21 protein-coding genes are annotated in these 26,525 nt (G+C 54.1%); 8 read left to right on the top strand and 13 right to left on the bottom strand.

What is annotated here, in order from left to right; genetic code table 11:
- Positions 1 to 9: 9 nt before the first annotated feature.
- Positions 10 to 360 (top strand): 4Fe-4S binding protein, encoded by a 351-nt coding sequence (locus J2I47_RS25110; RefSeq protein ID WP_207367382.1) that lies wholly within the window; start codon positions 10 to 12, stop codon positions 358 to 360.
- A 137-nt stretch (positions 361 to 497) separates the two neighbouring features.
- Here the strand turns inward: J2I47_RS25110 and lepB are convergent, their stop codons facing one another.
- The 8 genes from lepB to J2I47_RS25070 form a co-directional block, all read right to left on the bottom strand.
- Positions 498 to 1,664 (bottom strand): signal peptidase I, encoded by a 1,167-nt coding sequence (gene lepB / locus J2I47_RS25105; protein WP_207367381.1) that lies wholly within the window; start codon positions 1,662 to 1,664, stop codon positions 498 to 500.
- A 167-nt stretch (positions 1,665 to 1,831) separates the two neighbouring features.
- On the bottom strand, positions 1,832 to 2,566 hold the full coding sequence (gene dapB, locus J2I47_RS25100) for a 4-hydroxy-tetrahydrodipicolinate reductase (protein WP_207367380.1): 735 nt from the start codon (positions 2,564 to 2,566) through the stop codon (positions 1,832 to 1,834).
- Positions 2,567 to 2,571: 5 nt separating this feature from the next.
- Positions 2,572 to 3,291, bottom strand: coding sequence for a DUF5683 domain-containing protein (locus J2I47_RS25095; RefSeq protein ID WP_207367379.1), 720 nt, complete (start codon positions 3,289 to 3,291; stop codon positions 2,572 to 2,574).
- A gap of 105 nt (positions 3,292 to 3,396) precedes the next feature.
- A complete protein-coding gene (locus J2I47_RS25090) occupies positions 3,397 to 4,317 on the bottom strand; it encodes a ParB/RepB/Spo0J family partition protein (RefSeq protein WP_207367378.1) in 921 nt (306 codons plus the stop codon).
- A gap of 78 nt (positions 4,318 to 4,395) precedes the next feature.
- Positions 4,396 to 5,181: a ParA family protein gene (locus J2I47_RS25085; protein ID WP_207367377.1), complete on the bottom strand. Its 786-nt coding sequence runs from the start codon at positions 5,179 to 5,181 to the stop codon at positions 4,396 to 4,398.
- Positions 5,182 to 5,253: 72 nt separating this feature from the next.
- Positions 5,254 to 7,308, bottom strand: coding sequence for a polyphosphate kinase 1 (ppk1, locus tag J2I47_RS25080; RefSeq protein ID WP_207367376.1), 2,055 nt, complete (start codon positions 7,306 to 7,308; stop codon positions 5,254 to 5,256).
- 29 nt (positions 7,309 to 7,337) lie between these two features.
- On the bottom strand, positions 7,338 to 8,375 hold the full coding sequence (locus J2I47_RS25075; protein WP_207367375.1) for a radical SAM protein: 1,038 nt from the start codon (positions 8,373 to 8,375) through the stop codon (positions 7,338 to 7,340).
- Positions 8,376 to 8,493: 118 nt separating this feature from the next.
- A complete protein-coding gene (locus J2I47_RS25070) occupies positions 8,494 to 8,982 on the bottom strand; it encodes an Lrp/AsnC ligand binding domain-containing protein (RefSeq protein WP_207367374.1) in 489 nt (162 codons plus the stop codon).
- A 507-nt stretch (positions 8,983 to 9,489) separates the two neighbouring features.
- Between J2I47_RS25070 and J2I47_RS25065 the strand changes: the two genes are divergently transcribed.
- Complete coding sequence (locus J2I47_RS25065) at positions 9,490 to 10,722, top strand: DUF819 family protein (RefSeq protein ID WP_207367373.1); 1,233 nt, start codon at positions 9,490 to 9,492, stop codon at positions 10,720 to 10,722.
- A gap of 6 nt (positions 10,723 to 10,728) precedes the next feature.
- Here J2I47_RS25065 and J2I47_RS25060 read toward each other — a convergent pair whose 3' ends face one another.
- From J2I47_RS25060 to ileS, 3 genes are all read right to left on the bottom strand, one after another.
- Positions 10,729 to 11,652 carry an EamA family transporter gene (locus J2I47_RS25060; RefSeq protein WP_207367372.1) on the bottom strand — a complete coding sequence of 308 codons (924 nt, stop codon included), beginning with the start codon at positions 11,650 to 11,652 and terminating at the stop codon, positions 10,729 to 10,731.
- Positions 11,653 to 11,662: 10 nt separating this feature from the next.
- A complete protein-coding gene (locus J2I47_RS25055; RefSeq protein ID WP_207367371.1) occupies positions 11,663 to 13,975 on the bottom strand; it encodes a metallophosphoesterase in 2,313 nt (770 codons plus the stop codon).
- Between the two features lie 195 nt (positions 13,976 to 14,170).
- Entirely contained in the window at positions 14,171 to 17,644 is a 3,474-nt protein-coding gene (gene ileS / locus J2I47_RS25050; protein WP_207367370.1) for an isoleucine--tRNA ligase, read from the bottom strand.
- A 215-nt stretch (positions 17,645 to 17,859) separates the two neighbouring features.
- Here ileS and J2I47_RS25045 point away from each other — a divergent pair, with 215 nt between their 5' ends.
- The 5 genes from J2I47_RS25045 (at position 17,860) to J2I47_RS25025 (ending at position 22,963) form a co-directional block, all read left to right on the top strand.
- A complete protein-coding gene (locus tag J2I47_RS25045) occupies positions 17,860 to 18,540 on the top strand; it encodes a DUF4136 domain-containing protein (protein WP_207367369.1) in 681 nt (226 codons plus the stop codon).
- Positions 18,541 to 18,553: 13 nt separating this feature from the next.
- Positions 18,554 to 19,294, top strand: a complete 741-nt coding sequence (locus J2I47_RS25040) for a hypothetical protein (protein WP_207367368.1) — start codon at positions 18,554 to 18,556, stop codon at positions 19,292 to 19,294.
- Positions 19,295 to 19,457: 163 nt separating this feature from the next.
- Entirely contained in the window at positions 19,458 to 20,432 is a 975-nt protein-coding gene (locus J2I47_RS25035) for an aldose 1-epimerase (RefSeq protein WP_207367367.1), read from the top strand.
- Between the two features lie 39 nt (positions 20,433 to 20,471).
- The gene (locus J2I47_RS25030; protein WP_207367366.1) at positions 20,472 to 21,569 is read left to right on the top strand and encodes a sensor histidine kinase; all 1,098 of its coding nucleotides are present in this window, start codon (positions 20,472 to 20,474) and stop codon (positions 21,567 to 21,569) included.
- Positions 21,570 to 21,613: 44 nt separating this feature from the next.
- The gene (locus J2I47_RS25025; RefSeq protein ID WP_207367365.1) at positions 21,614 to 22,963 is read left to right on the top strand and encodes a tetratricopeptide repeat protein; all 1,350 of its coding nucleotides are present in this window, start codon (positions 21,614 to 21,616) and stop codon (positions 22,961 to 22,963) included.
- A 519-nt stretch (positions 22,964 to 23,482) separates the two neighbouring features.
- Here J2I47_RS25025 and J2I47_RS25020 read toward each other — a convergent pair.
- Entirely contained in the window at positions 23,483 to 24,799 is a 1,317-nt protein-coding gene (locus J2I47_RS25020; RefSeq protein WP_207367364.1) for a potassium channel family protein, read from the bottom strand.
- 591 nt (positions 24,800 to 25,390) lie between these two features.
- Positions 25,391 to 25,753, bottom strand: a complete 363-nt coding sequence (locus J2I47_RS25015) for a DUF4180 domain-containing protein (RefSeq protein WP_207367363.1) — start codon at positions 25,751 to 25,753, stop codon at positions 25,391 to 25,393.
- Positions 25,754 to 26,156: 403 nt separating this feature from the next.
- On the opposite strand from J2I47_RS25015, the gene J2I47_RS25010 reads away from it, so the two are divergent.
- Entirely contained in the window at positions 26,157 to 26,393 is a 237-nt protein-coding gene (locus J2I47_RS25010; RefSeq protein WP_207367362.1) for a hypothetical protein, read from the top strand.
- Positions 26,394 to 26,525: the final 132 nt, after the last annotated feature.

Genomic DNA, 26,525 nt, shown 5'->3' with positions numbered 1-26,525 from the left:
GACCTGATTATGGCTATCATGATTACCGAGGAGTGCATCAACTGTGGTGCCTGCGAACCCGAATGTCCTAACACAGCTATCTACGAAGGTGGTGTGGAGTGGACGTGGGGTGGCGGAACTTCCCTCAGCGAAGTGGATTTTGGCGACGGTACGGTCGTGACGGGCAAAGCCCCTCAGGCGCCGGTGTCGAATGAGTTTTATTATATCGTGACCGATAAGTGCACGGAGTGTAAAGGTTTTCACGAAGAGCCACAGTGCGCCGCCGTTTGCCCTGTCGACTGCTGTGTGCCCGATCCAGAACACGAAGAAGACGAAGAAACCCTGCTCGCCAAGAAAGCCTGGCTGCACGCGGAAGAGTAGGGTCGGTCCCTTTCGGACACGATAGTGGCCGCAAACAAAAAGAGTATCCTCTAACAATTTATCTGGTTGTTAGAAGATACTCTTTTTGTTTGCGGCCACTATCGTGTCCGAAGGCGGGCGACCACGAGGGACCGCCCCTACTTGACTACACTAAACAGCCGGTTCCAGCGAATTTTGTTGGCGGCATTGGCAGGATTGGGGTCAATTGACATCCAGATAAATACCGCTTTGCCCACAATGTGGTCGGAGGGAACGAAACCCCAATACCGCGAATCGAGCGAGTTGTGGCGGTTATCACCCATCATGAAGTAGTAATCCTGCTTAAAGGTATAGCTCGTGATAGCCTTACCGTCGACCGATACCGTAGAGTCGGTCAACACCACGTTTTTGTTACCCTCATACTTTTGAATCACCGGGCCGTAGAGCGCAATGCTCTTTTTGTCGAGTTGAACGGTAGCCCCCTCTTTGGGTATGGTAACCGGCCCGAAATTGTCTACAGTCCAGTTGAACTGCTTGCTTCCGTAAAGCTGGTTATAGGGTGATGGCGTAGCCTGGGGCAGTTCGTCGGCGGCCACGATCTCGCGGCACCAGTCATATTTTCTAATTTGTGCTACTACGTCTTCGGTGGTACGCACCTGATAACCAACCAGTTCGTTTGTTTTTGTTGAGTCGTTGAGTTGCTGTAGGGGTTGCCAGTTTACCGATTCCGTTTCGGGGCGATAATCGTTGATAATCTCGTACTGCCGGAAGAAGGCATCGTCGAGGTCGGTCTTCTTCGTGTAGATGTAATACGTCTGCTGCGAAAACGGCGGTACTTCGGCGGCTTTCCCGTTAACATATACGGCCCGGTGGCGCACCTCCAGCACGTCGCCCGCAATGCCCATGCACCGTTTGATGTAGTTGGTTTTCAGGTCGGTGGGGTATTGGTCTTCGGGTGGATAGTTGAACACCACCACGTCGCCGTTTTTCACACTCGAAAAACCGGGGAGCCGGTACTGCGGCAACTGAATCCAGTCGAGGTACGATGGGATATCGGTACCCCATATTTTCTGGTGCGTTAGTGGCACCTGCAGGGGTGTTTTGGGGGTGCGGGTGCCGTAATGAAATTTGCTTACAAACAGGAAATCACCTACCATCAGACTCCGCTCCATCGAAGGCGTAGGGATGGTGAAGGCTTCCATAAACAGCCAGCGGATGAGCGTAGCGGCTACTACGGCAAATAAAATGGAGTCGAACCACTCACGGGCGGCCGATTTTCTCTTCACCGACGGATCGGCTTTGGTTTTGATTTTTACTTCAGACACGGGCTATACGTGGTTCAAGATCTAGCTACTACGAAATTACGAACAGGATATCGGATATAGGACGTTGGATGCTGGATATTGGATGTATGGTGCTGAACAGTGTCGATTGGTATGCGCCAAAATCAGGTTTTTACGAATCCAGTGTCTAACGTCCGGTGTTTAGGTAACTATTCCCCCAGCAAATCATCCATGCCAAACACGCCTTGCCGGGAGGCGAGCCATTCGGCGGCGATAACGGCACCGATGGCAAACCCCTGCCGGTTGTGCGCCACGTGCGAAATCTCAATCCGGTCAACGTCTGACTCGAACCGGACAATATGCGTGCCGGGTACGGTGCCTTCGCGAACGGAATCAATCACAATGGCGTCGTCGGTGTTGCCCGCGGCGGGTTTACCTTCCTCCGAAACAGCCCAACGGTGCTTGTGGGGCAGGTTGTTGAGTAAGCCCTCGGCCAGGGTGATGGCAGTGCCGGAGGGGGCATCTTTCTTTTCTGTATGGTGAATCTCGGTCATCGAAACGTGGTAGCTGGGGTAGTTGTGCATAAACTTCGCCAGGGTTTTGTTTAACCGAAAAAACAGGTTTACGCCAATGCTGTAGTTTGAGGCGTAGAAAAAGGCACTGCCCCGTTCGCGCACGGCCGCCTCAATCTCGGCGCGTTGGCTTAGCCAGCCCGTGGTGCCACATACCACTGCCCAGCCCCGACCAATGCAGTAACGCAGGTTATCGACTACGGCTTCGGGCGAACTGAATTCGATCACCACATCGACGGCATCATCTGTAAGCCGGTCCATGTCGGCCCGGTTACTGACGTCGATGCGCCCAACAATGGTATGGTTACGATCGAGGGCAATTTGCTCAATGGTTTTACCCATTTTGCCGTAGCCCAGCAAGAGAATAGTCATTGCATTTATTTTCGGAAAGAAAGCGTGAGACTTACGCCCGGTACCATGCCCACCGTAGCGGGAATAATGACCGGATGGTAGCGCAGGGTCAGGCTATCGGAGATATCGAAAGTTTTCAGGTGAGCCGTTACGTTGGCGTCGACTACGTTCAATGCCCAGAAGAGGGCCGTAAAAATGTAGTTATAATCGCGCCAGCGGCGGTAAAATTCGGTGCCCCGCTGTAGCTGGTTGAGATCATACTCCAAGTTTCGGCTGGCCACCAACGCCTTCTTCAACTGCGGATTAGTGCCGGGTTTATTATACGCTACGGTATAGGCGTTCAAAAACTCAACGTACTGCCCGTTGAACCTACTGATCAGAATCCCAAACGTGGTGAAACCAGCATAGATGATCGGGATCTTCCAGATTTGACCGTTGTAGTACTGGCCCAACCCCGGCAATGCCAGCGACAGCAACGCTGCTTTTTTCGGTATGATCTTCCTGATTCTCGCGTTGGCCGAATCCGACAGTGCCACCGTATCAGCGGCGGGCGTATCAGCAGCCAGCGTGTCATATTCCACCACATCTGGCCGGATGGTATCGGCTGGTAGATCCTGCCGGATAATGGGAAAACGCCCTGTGGGAGCAGGCCGGGTGGTGTCGGGTGTTTGGGCGCAGAGCGGGCTAACCAAACCCAGCCATAGCAGTAACCCAAACAGACCCAAACGGAGAAAAAGATTGCTCACTGAAAAACTCGGTATTGACGCGACCGGCGCGGACATTCGTGGCATGACGCCACACGAGTAACGAACGCGCCGGTTGGTTTGGCTGCTGCGATGGCTTAAAAAACCTTAAGCCGAATAGTTCAGGACATTCAAAATCCGGTCGAGGTCTTCCTGCGACGTAAACGGAATCTTGATCTCGCCCGTGTGTTTGTCATCGGCCTTGATCATCACCTTCGTGCCAAACATCGACGACAGCTTAAACTGTAAACTGCGCATCTCCTGCTTGGGTAGCGTGATTTTACGGGCCGGAACAGCTTCGTCGACCATCGACAGGTTTCGGACGGCTTCCTCTACTTTTCGTACCGACCAGTCTTCTTCGATGATTTTGTTGAAGAGCTTGATCTGCACGTCCGGGTTGTCGATGTTGATGATGGCACGGGCGTGACCCATTGAAATCCGGGTGTCGCGCAGGGAGGCCTGAATAACGGGAGGTAGCTTCAGCAACCGGATGTAGTTATTGACGGTAGTTCGGTTTTTACCCACGCGCTCGCCCAACTCTTCCTGTTTCAGGCTGCACTCGGTGATAAGGCGCTGATAGGAGAGGGCAATTTCAATCGAGTTCAGGTTTTCGCGCTGAATGTTCTCGATCAGCGCCATTTCCAGCATCTGCTGGTCGTTGGCCGTGCGGACATAGGCCGGAATGTGCAACATCCCGATCAGCTTTGAGGCCTGCAAACGCCGTTCGCCGGAGATGAGCTGGTAATGGTCTTTGCCCAACTGCCGCACCGTAATGGGCTGAATGATGCCCTGCACCCGGATCGAGTCGGCCAGTTCATTCAGAGCCTCTTCGTCGAAACGGGTACGGGGCTGGAAGGGATTTGTTTCAATCTGTTCGAGACCTATTTCGGTCATCGTGCTGATCGACTCATAGGGCGAGGGTTTGGCCTGCCGATTTTCACTATCCTGCAAGAGCGCACCCAATCCCCGGCCCAGGCCGGTTAGTTTGTTGGGTTTTGTACCCCCCGGTTTTGCATTTGTGGTGTTCATAGGAATGAGTGTCAAGTCTAATGTCTAGTGTTAAAAGTTTGCCGATAGAGGTCAACTTTAGACATTGGACATTCAACGTTAAACTGTCTCTTGGGGCATCAGGCCGTTTTTCGCCAGGATTTCGCGGGCTAGATTCAGGTAGCTGATAGCCCCCTTGCTGTCGGCGTCCTGCGCCAGCACGGGTACGCCAAAGCTGGGTGACTCACTCAGGCGGATGTTGCGCGGGATGATCGTGCTGAAGACCATCTGCTGGAAGTGCGAGGTTACTTCGCCCACCACCTGATTCGACAGCCGGACGCGCAGATCATACATCGTGAGCAGAATGCCTTCGATGGCCAGGTTCGTGTTGAGCCGCGACTGAATAATCTTGATCGTGTTCAGCAGTTTACCCAGCCCTTCGAGCGCAAAATATTCGCACTGCACCGGAATAATGACCGAATCGGCAGCGGTAAGGCTGTTGATCGTGATCAGACCCAGCGACGGTGAGCAGTCGACAATGATGAAATCGTAGTCGTCGCGGACGTGCGCCAGCGCCTCTTTCATCTTGTCTTCCCGACTTTGCAGATTGATCATCTCAATTTCGGCCCCCACCAGATCGATGTGAGACGGCAGCAGATCAAGGTTCGGGAAGTCGGTCTGAATGATAGCGTCGCGCGTTTGCACGTCTTCGATCATGCATTCGTAGATACTGTTCTCGATTTCCTTCGGGTTGTACCCCAACCCGGAGGTTGAGTTGGCCTGCGGATCAGCGTCAACAATGAGCGTCCGGAATTCGAGGGCCGCCAAACTGGCCGCGAGGTTGATTGTTGTTGTGGTTTTACCGACGCCACCCTTCTGGTTGGCAATGGCAATAACTTTACCCATGGGACTGTTCGTTGCAGGGTCAAAGATGCCGTAACGAAACTACCTTTCCAAGTAATGTTTCACGAAAATGTTTCACGTCTGCCGCAGGCGTTCATAAATGGCCGCCTGTGAGCGAAGCGGTGGCTGGCTGTTGGAGACCGCTTCCCAGTCGGCATGTTCGTTGAGCAAAGTAGCCTGGGTATTGTCGGCTAGCTGAACATCAATCAGTTGACGAAGCTGCTGGCTCAGTGTGGGGTCATACACCGGAAAGCAGACTTCTACGCGGCGGTGCAGGTTGCGGCTCATCCAGTCGGCAGAGCCAAGGTAGGTGTCGGGCTGGCCATTGTTATGAAACACGAATACCCGTCCGTGTTCGAGGTACCGATCCACGATACGCCGGACCCGGATGGTTTCGCTTTGGCCAGGTACGTTGGGGAGGAGCGTGCAGATGCCGCGTACGACCAGGTCGATAGGCACACCCGCCCGGCTGGCCTCGTAGAGCTTATCTACCATTGTCTGGTCCTGTAAATTATTGAGCTTGAGTGTAATACGGGCCGGGCGCCCTGCCTGGTGGTGCGTTATTTCGCGGTCAATGAGCGCCAGCAACTGCGGCAGCAGGTTGAACTGGGCTACCAGCAGATGGTCAAATGCGATAGGTGGGTATTGGGCAGGTTGCTTTCGGGTTTGCAGGTACCTCACAAGCTGGTCAAGGTCCGTAGTGAGGCCGGGGTGGCTTGTCAGGAGAATATGGTCGGTGTAGAAGCGGGCGGTGTTTTCGTTGAAATTACCCGTTGAAAACAAGCCATAACGGCGCTCCTGACCGTTGATCCGGCGTTTGACAAAGGCAATTTTAGCGTGGACTTTCAGGTTCGGAATGCTATAGACGAGCCGGATGCCCGCGGCCTTAAACTGCTTGCTCCAGCGGAGGTTATTGGCCTCGTCGAAACGGGCTTTCAGTTCCATAAACACCGTTACGTGCTTGCCGTTACGGGCCGCGCTAAGCAGGGCCTGCCCAATGGCCGAATCGGCGGCGATGCGGTAGAACGTCACGAAGATATCGGTCACGTCGGGGTGCGTGGCGGCTTCGTTAAAAAACCGCAATACCGGGTTGTAGCTTTGGTAGGGCGTGTGGAGCAGGTAGTCGCGCCCGTCGAGCCGATCGAAAATGGACTTCTCGCCTTGCAGACCCGCTACCGGATGCGGGGGCTGAGGTGGATAATTGAGGTCATTACCAACGGGGTTGGGCAGGTTCATCAGGCTGCTCAGGTTATGGTAACGCCCCCCCAGCACCAGCGACTGGGGCAATAAGCCAAACGCGGTCTGTAGTGTAGTTAACAGGTCGGCGGGAATAGCGGGGTCGTAGAGAAAGCGTGTGGTGTGGCCTTCTTTCCGCTGATCGAGCATCCGGGCGATGTTTTCGTCCATCTGTCCCACAAATTCATCGGCAATGCTCACATCGGCGTTGCGGGTGATCTTCACGCTGTGGCAACTCACTACCCTGTAGCCCGGAAACAGGGCCGACAGGTGGGGCCGGATTATGTCGTCGAGGAACGCGATAAAGTGATGGCCAGCTATGGGCGGCAACGCCAGGAAACGGGGCAGGTGCTGATCGGGAATATTGACCAGCGCCCGCTGCTGCCCACCCGGCCCCTGCAATGAAACCGCCAGATAAAGCGCGCTGTCGGGTACGTTCAGGGGTTTGGTAGGGGCTTCGTCGAGCCAGATTGGTCGTAATAACCCCAGCACCCGGCTAAAAAAATAGTCGCTCACGGCGGCGGCATGTTCGGGCCGGAGCGGGTCGCCGTAGTAGAGGTGTACGCCCTGCCGGTCTAGTTCGGGCAGGACTTCCTCCACCAGCAGCCGCCCGAATTCTTGCTGCGACTGCATCACCTGCGCCTGAATGGCGGGCAGAAACAGGGGTTCTGCATCATCATTCTCGGCCGTACGCTGGCCCTCCAGCGAGAGCAACGACGACATGCGTACCCGGAAGAACTCATCTAAGTTAGACGAGAAAATAGCGAGAAACCGCACCCGTTCATAGACCGGCACATGGGGGTTGGCCGCTTCCTGCAACACCCGATGGTTGAAGCTGAGCCAACTCAGGTCGCGGTTGATGTAGGTTGGTTTGGTGGGCTGGTTGGCAGTCATGGGTTGGCAGCGTATGGTTGCTCATTAAATCACGCCCACACCTTGGCGCCCTCGGTGCAGTTCTTGCACATGTCGATCTCGGCGCGGTTCTGGATGAGGGTCTGACGAAAGCGGCGGTAGGCGGGGCTGAACCAGACATCGCGGAAGGTGTTTTCCTGCAACGTGCCCAGTTGGTGGTCGGCGTCTTTGTCGAAGCAGCAGGGCACGATGCGGCCATCCCAGGTCATCACGCACGAGTGCCACATGCGCCAGCAGTGGTCCAGCAGGGCGTTTTTCACGCCGAAGGTACCGTCGGCTTTTTTGGCGTAACGGCTGTATTTGTCGATGGTCGGCATCAGGTCCGAGCCGTTTTCGTAGTCGTAAATCTGCGCTGTTTTCAGTTTTACTTCATCCACACCAAGCTCCCTGGCCAGTTGCTGCACGTGGGCAATCTGGTGTTCATTGGGCTTCACGACCAGAAACTGAAAGATCACGTGTGGCGTAGTCGATTTCAACTCTTTTTTCCAGCGGATCAGGTTGCGCGTTCCTTCCAGCACTTTGGCCAGTTTACCCCCTACCCGGTACTGCTCATAAACGTCCTGTGTGGTGCCGTCGATAGAAATAATGAGCCTGTCGAGGCCTGACTCAACCGTTTTGCGGGCGTTTTCGTCGGTGAGGTAGTGGGCGTTGGTGCTGGTGGCGGTGTAAATATTCCGGTTGGCGGCGTAGCGGACAAGCTCCAGAAATTGGGGGTGGAGGTAGGGCTCGCCCTGGAAATAGAAGATGAGGTATAATAAGGTATCGTGCAGTTCGTCGATGGTGCGTTTGAATAAGTCCTCACCAAGCATACCCGTAGGCCGGGTAAACGACCGCAGGCCGCTGGGGCATTCGGGACAGCGCAAATTGCAGGAAGTCGTTGGCTCGACCGAGAGCGACACGGGTAGTCCCCGCTGGTTGGGTTGCCCACTCCGGCGCGAGGCATAAAAGCTCGTCAGCACCCGCAGGGCATTAGCCACCCGCCTGGGGGTTAGCTTACTGGCGAAGTTGAGGCCGTCGCGTATACGACCGGCAGGAGGGAGGATAGACAAGTGATTTACGAATTACGAATTACGAATGACGATTTACGATTTTTGCTGACGCTGCCACAGTTTGCTAGCCTGCTCTGGCGTCAGCAAAAATCGTCATTCGTAATTCGTCATTCGTAAATCAGTTCACTTCTTCTTCTGTAACGGGTACAGGGCGGTTCACGCTTTCTTCGAGGGAGATAAACGTTTCGGTACGTTGTATGCCGCTTACTTTCTGGATTTTGTCGTGCAATACCTCGCGGAGGTGGAGGGTATCGCGGCAAACGATTTTGGCAAAGATGCTGTAGATGCCCGTGGTGTAATGCACGTTGACCACTTCCGGGATTTTCATCAGTTGCACCGCCACTTCTTCGTATAACGAACTCTTGTCGAGGTAGATACCCAGAAAAGCGCTGATGTCCCAGCCCAGTTTGGTGTGGTCGATGATGAGCTGCGAGCCCCGCACGATGCCCATATCTTCCATTTTTTTCATCCTGACGTGGACCGTCCCCCCCGACACAAAGATTCGTTTGCCAATTTCGGTGTAGGCCATCGTGGCATCCTGCATGAGCAGATTCAGGATTTTCAGATCGACGTTGTCAATTTCAAAATTTTTGCCCCCCTTTTCCATTTAGTTTTTGACGAGTTCATAACAAATATAGCATATTTTTAAAAATGCGATAAATTTTGAGGTTTTTTTATAGAATACTTGCAAAAACGAAGGTCGCGCTGCTAACTTTGTTATGTCAAGTTGGTCGGGTAGTGAGACAACCCGCAAGTAAAAACGTGACAAGGTTCTTTTTTCATTGTAGGGTGTCGAAACTGGCAGACGTGCCCTCCTGTCTCGGGGGTGGTGATAAGGGATAAACGCAGCATAATGCCGCTTTGCGGAACTCGTTTCTTAGGAGCGACTGGGGTTGACCACCAGAAGTTGTACTGTAGCTAACCGCACCGTGGGTGGTTCGAATCCCCCTCCTACAGCCCGCGCCGGCGTTCCGGCTTGGTTTTTAGTTTGTTGATGAAGTGTAATTACGACACGCCGGCTCAGGTTGAGGCCGGCGTTGTTTGTTTATATGCGTCGATAGTCGTAAGTCGACAGTTGTAAGACGCTTCAGCCGACTTACGACTATCGACGCATATGCCTGCTCCCGTCCTTTTCGGCTTCCTTTTCTGCATTATTGCCGCTGTACTGACTACCGCCGCCAGCTTACGGCCCTTCTGGAAACGGTTTTACGAAATCGTGCCCACCACGCTCCTTTGCTACTTTTTGCCCTCGCTGCTCAATACGGCTCACCTTGCCGACCCGGCTGCCGTTGATGCCCTCTATGCCGTGGTGACGCGGATACTGCTACCCTGTAGCCTGGTCCTGTTCACGCTGGGGATCGATATCGGGGCGTTTCGGCGGTTGGGGCGCACGGCAGTCGTGATGTTTGGCGCATCGGCGGTGAGCATTATGGTGGGCGGTCCACTGGCCGTGTGGACGCTGGCGCACGTGGCACCCTCGCTGGTGGGTGGACAGGGACCCGATGCCGTCTGGCGCGGACTGGCCACGCTGGCCGGCACCTGGATTGGCGGTGGGGCCAACCAAACTGCTCTCAAGGAAGTGTTTCAACCCAGCAACGCACTCTTTTCAGCTATCGTTACTGTCGACGTGCTCGTGGCTAACCTCTGGCTGGGTGTCTTGCTCTACGGTGCCGCCCGTGCTCCGCGCATCGACCGCTGGCTGGGTGCCGACGCCTCGGCGGTGGAAGAAGTGCGGCGGCGGGTGGAGGCTCAGAAGCAGGCCCGCCCATTGGAGCCGATTACGCTCACGCCCCTAGTGCAGGTGCTGTCTGTGGGGTTTGGCGCCACGGCTCTCGCCACCGCTATTGCCGATCCGCTGGCCGGCTACATCAACGCCAACCACCCATTGCTGAGCCGTTTCAGCCTGGGAACGCCTTTTTTCTGGCTCGTAGGTCTGGCCACCGCCATTGGGGTGGGGGTATCATTTACCCGATTACGCCGGTTGGAAAGTGCGGGGGCGTCGACCATTGCCACCGTTTTGCTTTACGTGATGATTGCCACCATCGGCCTGAAAATGAACATTCTGGCCATTGCCGACCAGCCGGGATTGGTCGTGGTGGCCCTGCTGTGGATGGCCTTTCACGTGGGTATTATGCTGCTGGTTTGTCGGCTATTGCGGGCACCGTATTTCTTTCTGGCGGTGGGCAGTCAGGCCTGCATTGGCGGACCAGCCACGGCACCCATCGTGGCGGCGGCGTTTCATCCCGCCCTGGCTCCGGTAGGGGTGCTGATGGCTATTCTGGGCTATGCTGTGGGCACCTACATGGGCTACGCCTGCGGAATACTGATGCAGCTGGCTGCGCCCTAGCTTTGTTTATTTCCGCCCCAGCGTGATAAAGACCACGCCAATAAGCGCTACGGCGGCACCTGCCAGCGACTGCATCGAAAAGACTTCACCAGCGAAGGTGATCCCCAACAGCAATGCCACCACGGGGTTCACAAAAGCGTAGGTTGACAGCAGCGTAGGGGGCGCATTCCGGGCCAGCCAGGCATAGGCCGAAAAGCCGATGATGGAACCGAACACAACCAGATACAGCATCGACCAGATGGCTTTGGGCGGGGCCGCCAGGATGCTCCAGGGGGTAACAGGTTCCATCAACAGGCTGATTATGAGTAAAATAACGCCACCACAAAGCATCTGCATGCCGCTGGCGAGCGTCTGGTGTGGCTGGGGCAGCCGGGGCGTAAGCAGCGTGCCGATAGCCCACGACAGGTTACCCACGGCCACAAGCGCCGTCCCGATAATGTTGGCATGAACGCCACCCGTGCCCACCATTTTTTCGGGCGCGATGAGTAGGTAAATACCGACCAGCCCAAATACCAGGCCAATCAGGGCCAGTACCGACGGGCGTTTTCGGCCAAATGAAATCCAGTTCAGCAGCAGCAGGTAAATGGGCAACAGCCCACCCAGCAGCGCCGCCATACCCGACGGGATATACTGGATGGCCATCGTAAGACAGCCGTTGGCTACCGTCAGCAGCAGAAAGCCAATGATGGCCGTGCTGCGCCACTCGGCCCGCGTAGCCCGCGCTGTGCCCGTAAGCCGTGATACGCCATAGAGGATGCCGCCTGCCACAATGTAGCGCACCGAGGCCATGTACAGTGGCGGCATCTGCTCGGTCATGAAATGGATGAACAGGTAGGTAGACCCCCACAAAATATACACGGCCCCCAGCGCCGACCACAACCGCGTACGGTTCAATGGGTCAACGGCAGGAAGCGAACTGGTTACTGACATTCGTTTGACGTTATTGACGGATTACTTTATGGCTAACCGTCTGCGCGCCAATTTGAATCCTGACAACGTAAATTCCTGGCTTGTCGAGTTGAAAAGGCAGCCGTTGCCGGGTGGGAGCAGGGGCTACACGTCGGTTGGCCACGCGGGTCCCCTGCTGGTTAAAAAGGTCAATTTGGGCCGCTTCCGGACCGGGCACCTCCAGTTCGACCCAAATCTGGCCGGTAGTCGGGTTAGGAAAAACAGTAACGGCGGGTAGGTTGGGTTCGGTAGCGGTGATCTGCTGCACCAGTACTTCGCCCGCGCCCTGCACCGTTCCCGCGCCGCAGGCCCCACTTATCTGCGTCAGCCGGATAGAACCGGGCTGGCTGGCGGGCAGCGTAACAAGCGCCGGGCTGCTGGTGGCCGAAAACGAAGTGCCATCGGAAAAGGTACCCCGCCAGGGGCCGTTTCCGCCCAGCGTAACGGTGGCCGTAGTAGGCTGGCCGACCAGGGCTATGCCCGCCGACAGTGTGGCCGTAGCCGGTTGCTGCACGGTGAAGGCTGGACTGGCTACCGCCTCGGCATAAGGTACGTTTTGGGGCACTACCCGCAGCCGATAGCCCGCCCCGCCCGGCAGGTTGGCGGGCAGTTTGGCAATCAGCGTAGCCAGCGAACCCGACCCCACCACAACCGGGCTGGTGAAAGACCCGCTGGCATCGGACAGTTCTACGGTGTAGGTCCAGGCGTTGGCTTTAGTGGTATTTTCGGGAGTGACCGAGAGCGCAATGGCCGTGCCGGGGCAGTAAGCGGCGGCACTCAGGGCATTGGTGACGAAGCGGGGCTTTGGCAGGGCCGTGACCTGATACTCGTCGGCAAGACAGTTTTTCCCGTCGGTCACCCGGAATGTACCCGACTGATTGACCGTGCGGATGGTCCGTCCCGTTTGCCCGCCCGACCAATTGTACTCGCCCGGCCACGAGGCCCTTAGCGTTAACGTGTCGCCGTATTCGGCGGTGATGGTTTGGCGGCGGTTTACGTTTTTAACCAGCGTAAAGCGGTCTTTCACGCCGCTGGGAGCCAGCCATTGCGCATCGAGGCGGTTTTCGGCTACGTCAAACAGCATCGAGCCCCCTTCGTCGGTATAGCTGTAGACCATGGCCTTGTGCGGGTAATTCGGTGCCCGGCCGCCCAACGCGCCGCCCGACCCGTTGACGATGTAGATCAGGCTGCCGTCCTTTTGCACGATGGGGCATGAGTTGGCCGAGCCGTCGTACCGTCCGGTGCTGGTGTCGGTGGCCATCGTCCGCTTGTTGAACGTGGCCGACAGGTCGCGGTGGTTGCGGATCTGGTAGGTTCGTTCATAGATGTGACTGTGGCCGCTGAGCACCAGATCCACGTTATACCGCTCGAAAATGGGCGTGAGCCGGGCACGATTCAGAATCAGGTCCTGCTCGGTGTCGGAATTGCGCGACCCCTGCGTGTAGGGAGGATGGTGAAAGAAAATGACGGTCCAGGGACGCTTTTTTGCCGAGGCTGCGTTGGCCGCCAAATCCCGCTTCAACCACTCGATCTGGGTGCTGGTGGTATCGAAAATGCGTCCCTGACCAGGAAAGTTACCGTACGAATCGAGCGAAATCAGGTGCAGGGGACCGTAGTCGACGGAATAATAAGACGTTGATTTAGACGCTACGCCGCCCGCCTCGGCGTTGGTGGGTGGGGTGGTCAGCGCGAAGTAGGGAACGTTGAAGTCGTTGACGTCGTCGTGGTAATCGTGGTTGCCGGGGGTGGCGTAGAACGGCAGGCTGCGGAGCTGTTCGGGGTAATAATCGAATACGTTGCGCTGGTACTCGTCATCGCGACCATAGGAGTAGGCATTATCCCCCAGCCACACCCAAAGGTCGGGCGGCTGGTTTTTGGTGGCGGCTTTATACGACGAAAACGCCTGATCCTGACGAGGGCCAATGGCCCCAAAATCGCCCAGTACCCACACCCGCACCGCTTCATTCGACCCAAACGCCGGGGCTGTTTTGAACGCGTAGGAGGCGTCATTGGCGGGCGACAAATCGACTTTCGACGTACCCACGGCATAGGTGTAGCGTGTGGCCGGTTGCAGCCCGGTCAACACCACAATGTGTTCAGTTGTCTGGGCATTGTCAACGGCTTGCTGTGAAAGCCCCGCGCCGTACCGCACCCGGCTGTCGGTGGGTACGTCGGTGCGCCAGCGAACGGTAACGCCCGTTGGCGTGACCCGTTGCAGGTAAGGCCCACGGGTAATGGCCTGGGCAAAGACAAAGCCCGGGAACGTGCCGAGCACAAAGAGGAGAACAAGTATCCGTTGAGGCATACGGGAGAGTTGACGGGTTATGCCGCAAAGGTAGGGGTCAAGCCGGTGCTGTCTATAAATGACGGTGCTTAAAACAAAGAAGCCCGGCATACAACGTAGCCGGGCTTACCAAGGTTTGTGTGTGTTAACGAGACAGATCGCCTATCACGTTTATGGATTACTAAGTATTTTTACAAACACCATGCCAAAGTAGAATTACACCCGTTCGACCTTGACTTTCAGCACAAACTCATCCATATCAATTTCCACCGAGCCCCCGTTGAGGCTGGGTACCAACTCCAGTTTTACGGCCTGCACTTCCTGCTGAATATAGGCGCGGTTGGCCTCTACGGCTTCAGAAAGTAGCTCATTATTGCGCTCCAGGGCCACGTTGATCTTGTCGGTCACGTCGAACTGCTGATCTTTCCGCAGGTTCTGAATCCGGTTTACCAGGTCGCGGGCAATGCCTTCGCGGCGTAGCTCATCAGTCACGGTCACGTCGAGGGCCACCGTCAGCGGACCATCAACGGCCACTACCCAGCCGGGCACATCTTCGGTCAGGATCTCTACGTCGGTCAGTTGCAAATCAAAACCAGCTAGTTGCAGGTTACTGGTGCGTTCCAACTGGGTCAATTCGTCGGATGTCATGGCCGTGATGGCGGCGGCTACGTCTTTCATCTGCTTACCGAATTTGGGGCCGAGGGCTTTGAAGTTGGGCTTCACCTTTTTAGTCAGCAACCCGCTGGCGTCGGCCACAAATTCCACCGTTTTCACATTCACCTCCGACTCAATAATCGGGGCCACCTGCTCGATCTGCCGTTGCATGGTGCTCGTTGATTGCCCTACCGAGACCACCGGGATCAGCACCCGCGACAGGGGTTGCCGCACCTTCAGTTTATGGTTTTTCCGCAGGGAATGCACCATCGAACTGATCTGCTGCGCCAGGGCCATTGCCTCTTCCAGGTCCGTGTCGATCCAGTCTTCTTCAGCACCCTGCCAGTCTGTGAAATGCACCGAATCATGCCTGAACGGGTGGTCCGTCACTGCGCTGTTTTGGGCAATTGACTCCTGCCGAACAGCGGCCGTCAGGTTCTGATACAGCCAGTCGGCGTAGAACGGCGCAATGGGTGACATCAACTGCGCCACCGACGTCAGGCAGTGGTGCAGGGTCTGATAAGCCGCCCGTTTGTCGGTGCTCATTTTACCGGCCCAGAACCGCCGCCGACACAAGCGCACATACCAGTTCGAGAGTTGGTCATTAACGAAGTCCTGAATCAGCCGCCCCGCTTTGGTGGGGTTATACGCCTCAAAAGAAGCCTCTACCTCGCGAATGAGTGTGTTCAGTTTCGACAGAATCCACCGATCCAGTTCGGGCAGTTGCTCGCGCGGGATGCGCAGTTCGGCGTCCCGGTCGAACGGCTCAATTCGGTAGCCGTCTACGTTGGCGTAAAGCGCAAAGAAATTGTAGGTGTTGGTCAGCGTACCGAAGAACCGCCGCTGCACTTCGGCCACCCCGTCGAGGTTAAAGCGCAGGTTGTCCCAGGGTTCGGTGTTGGTCATCATGTACCAGCGCGTGGCATCGGCCCCGTACTCCGACAGCGTGGTGAAGGGGTCGATGGCGTTGCCCAGCCGTTTCGACATTTTCTGGCCGTTTTTGTCCAGCACCAGGCCCGTTGAAACCACGTTTTTGAACGCTACCGAGTCGAACAGCATACCCGCGATGGCGTGGAGCGTAAAGAACCAGCCCCGCGTTTGGTCAACACCTTCCGAGATAAAATCAGCCGGATACGACTGCTCGAATTGGTCCTTGTTCTCGAACGGATAATGCCATTGTGCATACGGCATGGCCCCCGAATCGAACCACACGTCGATCAGGTCCGGTTCGCGCTGCATGAGCTTACCTGACCCTGATACGAAGTAAATTTCGTCGGAATAAGGCCGGTGGAGATCAACGTTACCAGCCGCGTAGGCGACCATAAACGACTCGTTGTTAGCTCGTTGCTCAGCAGTCAGTATATCCGAGGCAAGGGCTTTTTGCACCTGCCCGACTAATTCTGCCACAGAACCGATGCAAATCTCTTCACGCGTTTCCGAGCGCCAGATGGGCAGGGGCGTACCCCAGAACCGGCTGCGGCTCAGGTTCCAGTCCACGAGGTTTTCGAGCCAGTTGCCAAAGCGGCCCGTGCCGGTGCTTTCGGGTTGCCAGTTGATGGTTTTGTTTAGTTCCACCAGCCGGTCTTTCACCGCCGTGGTTTTGATAAACCAGCTATCGAGGGGGTAGTACAGAATGGGTTTATCGGTGCGCCAGCAGTGGGGGTAAGGGTGTTCGTACTTCTCCACCCGAAACGCTTTGTTTTCCTCCTTCAGCTGAATGGCAATCAGCACGTCGGTGGGTTTGAAGTCGGGGTCGGCGCGTTCTTCGTCACTGTAATATTCCTCTTTCACATACCGCCCCGCAAAGTCGGTGATTTCAGTCACAAAACGCCCCTGACGATCCACAATGGGCACATCCTTGCCGGTTTCGTCTTTGACCATGATGGCCGGAATACCATTCTGCTGTGCTACGCGGAAGTCATCAGCGCCGAACGTAGGCGACGTATGCACCACACCCGTACCGTCTTCGGTGGTCACAAAATCGCCCAGAATTACGCGGAATGGTTTGCCCTCGTTTTCCTTTGGCGTGGGGCTAACATAGGGCATCAACTGCTCATATTCGATGCCTTCCAGGTGTTGCCCTTTAAACTCCGACACCAGCGCCCAGGGGATGATTTTGTCGGTCGAGAGGTAGGCATCAAAGGCAGGGCTGTTGATGCTGTCGACGCGCCCTTTTTCGTTCAGCCACCGGCCCACCAGGTTCTTGGCCAGCACCACGTGTACCGGCATGAAGGTGTAGGGATTGATGGTCTTCACCAGCACGTAATCAATGTTGGCGCCCACCGTCAGGGCCGAGTTGGCGGGCAGGGTCCAGGGCGTGGTAGTCCAGGCCAGGATGTATACATCGGCGTCGGCGGAGTCGAAGAAAAGAAAGCCCGACTTGCCGTTGGGTTTCACCTTAAACTGCGCTACCACCGTGGTGTCTTTTACGTCTTTATACGTACCCGGCATGTTCAGTTCGTGCGAGCTGAGCCCCGTACCCGCTTTCGGCGAAAACGGCTGGATGGTGTAGCCCTTGTAGAGCAACCCTTTGTCGTAAAGTTGCTTGAGCAGCCACCATACCGACTCAATATAATCTGTTTCGTAGGTGACGTAAGGGTGTTCGAGGTCCACCCAGTAGCCCATTTTTTCGGTCAGGTCGTTCCAGCGGTCAGTAAATCGCATGACCGTCTCGCGGCATTTCTGGTTGTATTCGGCCACCGAAATGGTCTTGCCAATGTCGTCTTTGGTGATGCCGAGTTCTTTCTCTACCTGAAGCTCGATGGGTAGGCCGTGGGTATCCCAGCCACCTTTGCGGGGCACCTGAAAGCCCTTCAGCGTCTTGTAGCGGCAGAAAATATCTTTAATGGCACGGGCCATCACGTGGTGAATGCCCGGCATGCCATTGGCCGAGGGAGGGCCTTCGTAAAACGTAAAGGTCGGCTTTCCTTCCCGCAGGGTTACCGACTGTTCGAAGGCGTTTGTTTCCTTCCAGTGCGCCAGCACCGCCTCGGCAAGAGCGGCGTAATTGAGGTTTTTATATTCCGTGTACAGCACAGTCTACTAGATCGTTTCAAACGGCAAAGATACGGCATCTGCCTAACCCTATAAGGCTTGAAATGGTGTGTAGGGTTCCAGAAGGAAGTTTCTGGATAAGGCGCGGGATTAACCCCTGGCTGGAAATAAATTAGGATCTCATTAACGCCGGGCCACGACAAACTTTTGGTATAGTCTATACGTTTTGTAGGTAGTGCAAATCCAACGTTAATCCTATGAAAACAAGTAAGATAAGTGGCCAATTCCGGCGGCCCCTGGCAGCGGCTGTGCTGGCGCTGGGCCTTGGTGTGGGCCTATCGGCCTGTACTGATAACGCCGTTAATAACCTGACCCCGGCTGACTCTAACGTATTGATTACCAACTACGACCGGCAGATTGATTTTAGTCAGTACAAAACGTTTAGCCTGCCCGACTCGGTTATTGTGGAGTCGAATAACGGTTATAGCCAGTCCAGCCAGCCTGTTGAGCAACAGATTGTAGCGCAGGTAGCTCAGGAGCTGACCAATCGGGGCTATACGCGCGTGGCGGCGGGGAAATCGGCTGACCTGGGCGTGGCCGTTACGCGCGTGAACAATCGCTACACGGGCGTGACCACCAACCCCTACGCGGGCTATGGTAACTACTGGGGCTACGGGTATGGCTACGGCTATTCGGCCTACTACCCCAGCTATTACCAGTACTACCAGGTAACAGACCGCTACTGGCGCGTGGAGTTAGTAGACCTCAAGAACCGGGTTATCACTACGCCCACTACCGACCCCAACGCCCCGCAGAATCAACTGCGCGTGATCTACCAGGCCGAACTACGTGGCAACGGAATTTTCGATACGGCTTCGATCAACAAACTCATCACCGACGCGTTTGCTCAGTCAACCTACCTGAAGGCAACACGCTAATTGTCAACAACCTATGAACAAGTCAATCATAATGGCCGCTCTGCTGGGACTGGCCACCTTATCGGGCCGGGCGCAGGATTTGCCCGAACGTGGAACGACCCCTGCCCCTAACCCCACACCCCGGACAGACCCAAACCGCGACGCCTACGGGCGGCCCCGCCTCAACGCCTACAACCTCATGCGCGAGTCGACATACAGCCGGTACGTGACGTTCAACACGTCGTTGCGGTATGGTGTTGGGTTGCCAATGGGCAGTAGCCGGAATTACATCTCAACGATTTCACCCGCCAACGCCCTGCTGACGATGGAGTGGCAGTTTCCGCAGAATTTTTCGCTGGGTTTGCAAACGGGTTACCAGTACAATCAGCAACGGTTGCCCCGGCAGTTGACCACGTTTACATCGGGCGAAACGATTTCGGCGGTGCAGACCCGCACCCTGACCATGACGCCCGTGATGGCTTCGGCGGCGTACTATTTTAGTGATCCGGCGGCTCCCATCCGGCCCTACGTACAGGTGGCGGGCGGTGGTGCGTTTATGAACTACACCAACTACTACGGCACCCTGGCCGACACCGACAAGAAATTTGCGGGGGCCATTGCGCCAGCCATTGGTGTGAAAGTATTTGGCAAACGCGAAAAGGGCCTTGGCGGCGAGATTCAGGCGCAGTACCAGAACGTGTTCTACAAATACAACGAGATCAATGGTGCCCAGAACCTCCTGCTCTCGGCTGGTTTGACCTACCGCTGGTATTGAGAGAGGAGTGCAAGGTTTAACGTCCAAGGTCCAAAGTGGGCTGACGCACGCATATTGCAGCGTCAGCCCACTTTGGACCTTGGACGTTAAACCTTGCACTCCTTTTTCCAAACAACCCCCGTACTTTGTGGATTCTGTAGGTAAATAGGCCTTTCTGATCCATATGTACACGATTACAACCCGCCAGCTTGACCCCATCGAAGGCGCTCCGCCGCTCATCGACTATATTTTAGCCAATACCGAAACAGGTGAATGGGCCACGGTACTACCCGCTTTTGGCGGCATCCTGCGGCAACTGGTGTTGCGCCGCGACGGCAAGCGGTATAAGGTTATTGATACAGCTGGTTCGGCGCAGGTGCTCTGGGCCGACGAGACCTACGCCAGTGCGCTCCTGTACCCGTATCCCAGCCGGATTTTTCAGGGTGTATACCGCTTCGATGGCGAAGCGTATGCCTTGCCACTAAACGAAACCCGGCGTAGCAACGCCCTGCACGGCTTCGTACATGGCAAAGCATTTCGGGTGATGCGCCAGGAGACCAGCGCTCAGCACGCCCAGATCAGTGTGCAATACGACTACCCGGGCGACCTGTCGGGCTACCCGTTTCCGTTTTCACTGGCGGTTACCTACACCCTAAATGACCAGGGGCTGGATTTCACGTTTGCGGCCATGAATACGGGCACGGCCCGCTGTCCGGCGGCATTTGGCTGGCATCCCTACTTCACGCTCAACAACGCCGATACCGATGAGCTGGAACTGACCCTGCCTGTGAAGACCGAAATACACCTCGATCAGCACATGATTCCAAACGGTCAGCAACCCGCCAGCGACGTTCACCGTGGCCCGGCTTCGCTCAAAGATGTGTCATTCGATACGCCATTTGTGGTTGACCCAACCCGCGTTAATGCCCAGCGTCGGGCCGAAACGGTGGTGCGCTGGCCAACCGAAGGGGTCAGTCTGGTGGTGGAACAAAGTGAATCGTTGCCCTACCTCGTAATCTACACACCGGGACGCCGCGACAGCATTGCCATTGAACCCCTGACGGCCAACGTCGATTCGTTTAATAATAATGAGGGGCTAACGATCCTGGATCCGGGCGAATCGCTGACCGGTCAGATAGTTGTTAGTTTAAGGCAATAAAAATAGACTTAGCTTTATGGGTTGTCTTGGTAGCAACCTATGTCGCTCTATCCCTTTCTTGTCAGCCGGTTAAAACAACCGTATCCGCAGCCCTTTACGGTCCGCAATGCCGGATTAAAGGCCACTATTGCGGGTATGATTGTCGCGCTCGTTGATCTGGTCTTTCAACCGTTTGGCCTGGCAGAGTTCCGGCATCCCCACAAATTCTGGGTGCTACTGGGCTTTGGCGTTCCCGTTGCCATATGGGTGGGTTTGCCGGGGGTGCTGTTGGGTTTGCTATTTCCCCGGCATCGTAGGGAGCAACAACGTCGCTGGACCCTCTGGAAGCAGATTCTGGTCAACATCATCATCACGTTTGGTATTGCCGGCACCCTGTTTTTTTATTCGAAATGGATTGGCTTCATCCCATTCACGTCGGTGGGGTATCTGCTGCTTTGCTCGTTCAGTTTTGCCGCGCTCATTACTATTTTCTTTGTTTTCTTTGACAAAACAGTTTACCTGACCGAAGTGGACAAACGAGCCGCGCAGGAATCGGAAGAACTGAAGATGCTGCTGCGGGAAAGCCACCACCGGATGCGCAACCATTTGCAGGTGATTGCCTCTATTCTAAGGCTGCAAACAAACACCGTGACCGATGCCCGCGCCCTGAACGCGCTGCGTACAAGCGAAAAACGGCTTGAGTCCATCGCTATTCTGCACGAAAAGCTCTATAAAAACGAAAATGTCAGCACCGTTGATCTGTGCGCTTACCTGGAAGAGCTGACGCGTATTATTGCCCACCACCATGCCGAGCTGATCCCGAATGTGGCTATCAAAGTAGACAACGTGGCTGCGCTCAACGTATCGCTCGACACGGCCGTGCCCCTGGGGCTTATCGTGAATGAACTGATTACCAATTCATTCAAGCATGCTTTTTATAACATGGGCGATTGCCGTATTCAGCTGATTCTGGACCGGACGGATGATGGCCGCAACCGGCTCACCGTTCGTGACAACGGCCCTGGTATTCCCAACGGCATCATGAATCTGTCGGGGGCATCGCTGGGTATGCGGCTGGTAAAAGCACTCACCCAGCAGCTACGTGGTCAACTTAGCTACCGGCAAAATGATGGTGCGGAATTTGTGGTACAATTCTGATTGTCGTTCCGTTGGCGACTCACCGTCAGTTGTACCTACCACCTATGAAGCGCTGTTTACTGCCCCTGGCCGCTCTGGTCCTGTGTTTATTATGTCAACCCTGGAGGGCTGCTGCTCAACAAAATCCCGTTGATAGTTTTGATGAGGGTATCCTCAAAAATCGAGCCGGAGACTTTACCGGGGCTTTAAAAGCGTTCAGCGTAGCTATAACCATGAACCCCGACCGGGCCGAGAGCTACTACAACCGCGGGCTGGCCAAAGCAAACCTGAACGACCACCGGGGGGCGCTGCTCGATTACGACCGGGCCATTGAACTCAACCCCGGCGACGCCCTTGTCTACCTCAGTCGGGGGGCCAGCAAAAGCAAGCAAAATGATGACCGCGGTGCTCTGCTCGACTACGGCCGGGCTATTGAACTCAACCCTGCCAATGCCCAGGCTTACTACAACCGGGGCCAGAGCCGCCGCCGCGTGGAGCAATACCGGGGTGCTCTGGCCGACTTCAACAAAGCCATTGAACTGAACCCGGCCAACATAGACGCTTATTACCTGCGGGGAATTACCAAACAGCGCCTCGACGACGTGAAGGGAAGTCTGCCCGACTTTGCCAAAGTAATTGACGCAACACCAAAAAAGCCCCTGGCCTACGCGGGCAGGGGTGTATCGAGGGTGGCGCTGAACGATTTTGCCGGGGCCATCGCCGACCTCAACAAAGCCATTGAGCTGAACCCCGAAGACGGCGAATCATACTATTACCGGGGCTTCGCCAAGAGCAAACTCGACGACTATAAAGCGGCGCTGACCGACTTCAACCAGACCATCCGGCTTATGGGCACCTACTACCCGGCGTATTACGGGCGGGGCCTGTGCCGCAGCAAACTCGCCGACGACAAAGGCGCTATTCAGGATTTCAATCAGGCTATCGAGATCGACAATGCCAACGTGAATAAAGAGGCGAAGCAGGTATATGCCAGCCGCCTCACCCGCGACGTGCTCGACAACTTCCGCAACCAGGTGCAGGCGCGGAGCAGCATCAATAAGCTCAGTAAAGACCGGGCCGAAGCTTATTTGAGCCGGGGCAGCAGCCGCAAGGCGCAGGGTGACGCGCGGCTGGCCATTGCCGACATGAACAGGGCCGTTGAGCTAAATCCAACCTACGCTGATGCCTACTTCACGCGCGCGCTGATCCGGTCAGAGCAGGGCGATCAGCACGCGGCCATCATTGACTGCAACAACACCATTAAGCTCAATCCACGCTACGCCGAAGCTTACTACATTCGGGGTATCCTTAAAAACAGCCTTGGCGACGAAAACGGCGGGTGCCTCGACCTCTCCAAAGCGGGTGAACTAGGATACAATCCGGCTTACAAGGTCATCGCAGCCTACTGTAATTGAGTCTGTAGCCATGAAGCAAACTCATAAGGCCAGCTTAGTTGACTCCATGACTAATTCCAGGACAGCCTCATGAGGCGCTCAGAATTGGCAGCCTTGTTAGCCTACCTAGCCTACTCGGTTGCCTGGCGGTAGCCATAAGCGGTTATTGAACTAACAACAGACACATCTCCTGCTTTGAAAGTCGCCCTCATACGTTGGCATAGGGGTGGGTGCGATACGTGAAACGTCCACTTGCATGATGGATGGAAGCACCCAACGACCTTGGGGGCTGATGGCGACGTAGGAGCCTTTACACCCCCAGCTGGTTGGGATGCCCTCTATTTGCCGCCGGGGGCGAGCAACCTGTCGACCGACAGACGGTCCTATCACAGAGCCGACCAGCGCAACCCAGCCTACGCAAACGAAGCCCCAACTTAGCTAACCTTTTTACCCCCAGTCGTGTTGGGCAAAGAATAATGGTGTTCTTAAATGTAACTGTCAGCCGTAAATGCCAAATAGCGAAGTTTACTGATGATAAAATTATCTTATCATTTTCTTTGAAAAAACAGACAGTAGTCCTCCGAGCATCAAATATCCAGTTAGTACTTCTATCACTGAAAAGATTTGTCCTGAGAGATCACTCGGTAATATATCTCCATAACCTAATGTTGCAAAAGTTACAACGCTATAATAATAAGGAGAAAACCAATTATCAATGCTTGTAATTTTTACACTTGGTTTTATATCAGATACAATATTCCTGAGCGATGTATTCTCAATATTAACAAAACTAAAATCAGAGTACAACACCCCAAATACAACGATAATTATGGCAGATGTTAGAAACCACCTGATAAGACTAGTACCATAGCTACATGATATTTTCCACAATGTATAGTTGAAATATTTGTAATATGTTCTACTATTTTTTGCCTTCTGCCTTATTAACTCCTTCTCTTGTAAATAAAAAAAATTAGCTATATGATCTAGGCCAAGTGAATTAGAAAACGCTCTGAGTTCAATTGAATACTTAAATTGAGAATCAATATTTGTTTTAAGCTCTGAAAGAATTCTTGTGTTGTATAATTCATTCATCTCCTTAGTATCTTTAATATACAGTTTTATTCCATCAATCAAGTATTTAATAATTTTGTCCTGTGTTATACCTTTTTCATAATGTGCTATAACTATTTCATTTACGAAATAGAATGCATCATTTGCTCTATCTGTATCGATGAATGATCTGTAACCTTTCATACATATAGATATATAATGCGGTGAATAGTCTTTGGGCATTAAATCGAGCCATTTTTTTGCATGTATCCCTGCTCTTTCATAATATCTTGATTGAAGAGCCATCCTAAAAGCAAGACTATTAGCACTTCTTTTCAGCTCACTATTCCTGATGTTTTCTAAACACTCGCAAGCAAATCTGGCCTTTTTAAAAGCAGATGAGTAATTCTGATCTCGCTCGTATAGTTTTGCAGACATCATATAGTATGATCCTGCTGTTCCATTATTATTCATATAATATTTGTAATAGGAAGCAATTTTTTCATAAGTGGTCGCCATTCCTACTGTATTATTCTCAAGTCTATATATCTGGTAGATGGTTAGCTCTGTTCCGATAGCTTTTTCATAATTAGTTGATTTGATGAATAAATCGCTGGCTATCAAATAATAATCTATTGCAAATGGCGCGAGTTTGAGTTTTAGAAGGTTTCTAGCAATGAACTTGTACTTCTCACCTGCATATTTTAAGTTTCCGTTTATTTCATATTTTTCAGCAGATAACATATCCAATTCAATCGTCGGATATTCATTTTTGTATAGCTTCAAAATATCTAATGCCTTCATACGCTGTGTCAGTTTATATGGATGTAAGAATAGGTAGTTTTGCAACGTAAGCTAATACTCATCTGTGTATAGTCAAGTAGGAGTTAACAATAATGAGTTAAGTTTGTCAGATAAGTTAAGTGTTGTTACAGCTTTCAGAATGGTTTTGATAGCAGGAGTCATATTAATTGAAGATGGGTTGACATAAAGTCGCCTTACGGGGGCGTTAGCCTGGTCAACCGAGGCCAATCCACGCAGGAATCAAATAATAATTATTTGATTAACAGTAAATTGACTCACCAATACGTGCCAACTGTCAGCCTGAAACTGGACTTGGAAGCCTGCAACTTGCATCACTCAGGCGAGCGCACTGTCAGCTAAGACCGCCCTAACGCACCACCCGATGGCTCCTGAGCCGTGCTACCTGTCGAACGAAAGAGGGGAGCCACGCAAGCCCCGACATGAACGGGCCACCCAACACCCCGAAGGGGCGATGGTGAGCGAAGCGAGCCTTTACGCCCTTCGTATGTTGGGTGGCCCCCAACTTGGCTCCACCGGCGAGCAACCTGTCAACGGAAGGATAGCAGCGCGGAGCGGAAACCCGCCCTTGACTTATGCCTTTGAGAGTTTAATCAAAGCCTCCGCTATTGAACTGACAAAGTTAATTTGACCGCCTTTATTACTCTCGGCTATGAAAGCCTGGAGACTCTTACTTGAATACGAGCTAAAATCGCCAACAATAGCCAAGCGAACTCGAAAGTTGGAAAACTTTTGCAGGATTTCACCCACTAGTTGAGTCGTCAGATCGAAAAAGTTAGCCGTGAGATTGCCTTGATGTAGAATTAGGGCGTCATAGCCTTGGTAGTAGATATTGGCCACTAAATTAGCTCCATCCTCAACGGTTTGAATAATCACCTCCGTCGAGATTATCTCGGCAATTTTTTGCTCTTCTACTTGGTGGTGTTGAATGGTCATAATACAAGAATTAGTGGAGGGGCCTGCTCATTGTCAAGCGAGGCCCGGAACGAAAGCCCAAACCTACCTCACTCAGGCGTGTGTTTTGTCGCCGGAGCGACGGACTTAGAAGATCCAAACTTCACTTACTCAGGCGTGCAAAATGTCAGCCGAAACTGACCCCACGCACCGCCCGACGGCTCCACAAGCGAGCAACCTGTCACACGCCAAACGGACCACGCACAAGCCCTTTTATGGCTGGCCCCGCCCAACAAGTTAATGTACGCAAAGTTGCGGAACTACGTTGGTTTGGCTATCAGCACGTTATAGTTCCGCGTTTTGTTTTTAACGTCAAAGACAAGCGAATGTGTTGACAAGATGAGAAACGCTACCTTTACTTCCAACCATTCTCAGTAAAAGTAGTGTGAAACACAAACAGGTACTGGTCGCCGCCGACCGGGTGTGGGATATTGACGGCTATCCCAACTATTTCCTCGACGCGCAGGGTCGGCTGTACCGGTTGAACGCACGTGGGGAAATCATTGTCATGAAACGGGCTGTTAAACGGTACACGGTCGATTACGTACTCAAAAGCCGGTTTTTCAGTCTGTCGCAACTGCGCCAACTGCTTCGACGGCATCTACCCATCAACCCGTTATAGCTCATCTAGCGGACTATTAAATGCGCTGATCTTGTCGGCAGTGACGTGGGTATAACGCATGGTGGTTAGGGTGCTTTTGTGAAGCAGGGTTGTTTTTAACCACAGAGACGGTCCGCCGCTGCGGCACAGAGA

The sequence above is a fragment of the Fibrella rubiginis genome (assembly GCF_017353185.1).
Lineage (GTDB): Bacteria > Bacteroidota > Bacteroidia > Cytophagales > Spirosomataceae > Fibrella > Fibrella rubiginis.
The sequence above is the reverse complement of the archived record's forward strand: the minus strand, read 5'-3'. Positions and strand labels throughout refer to the sequence as shown.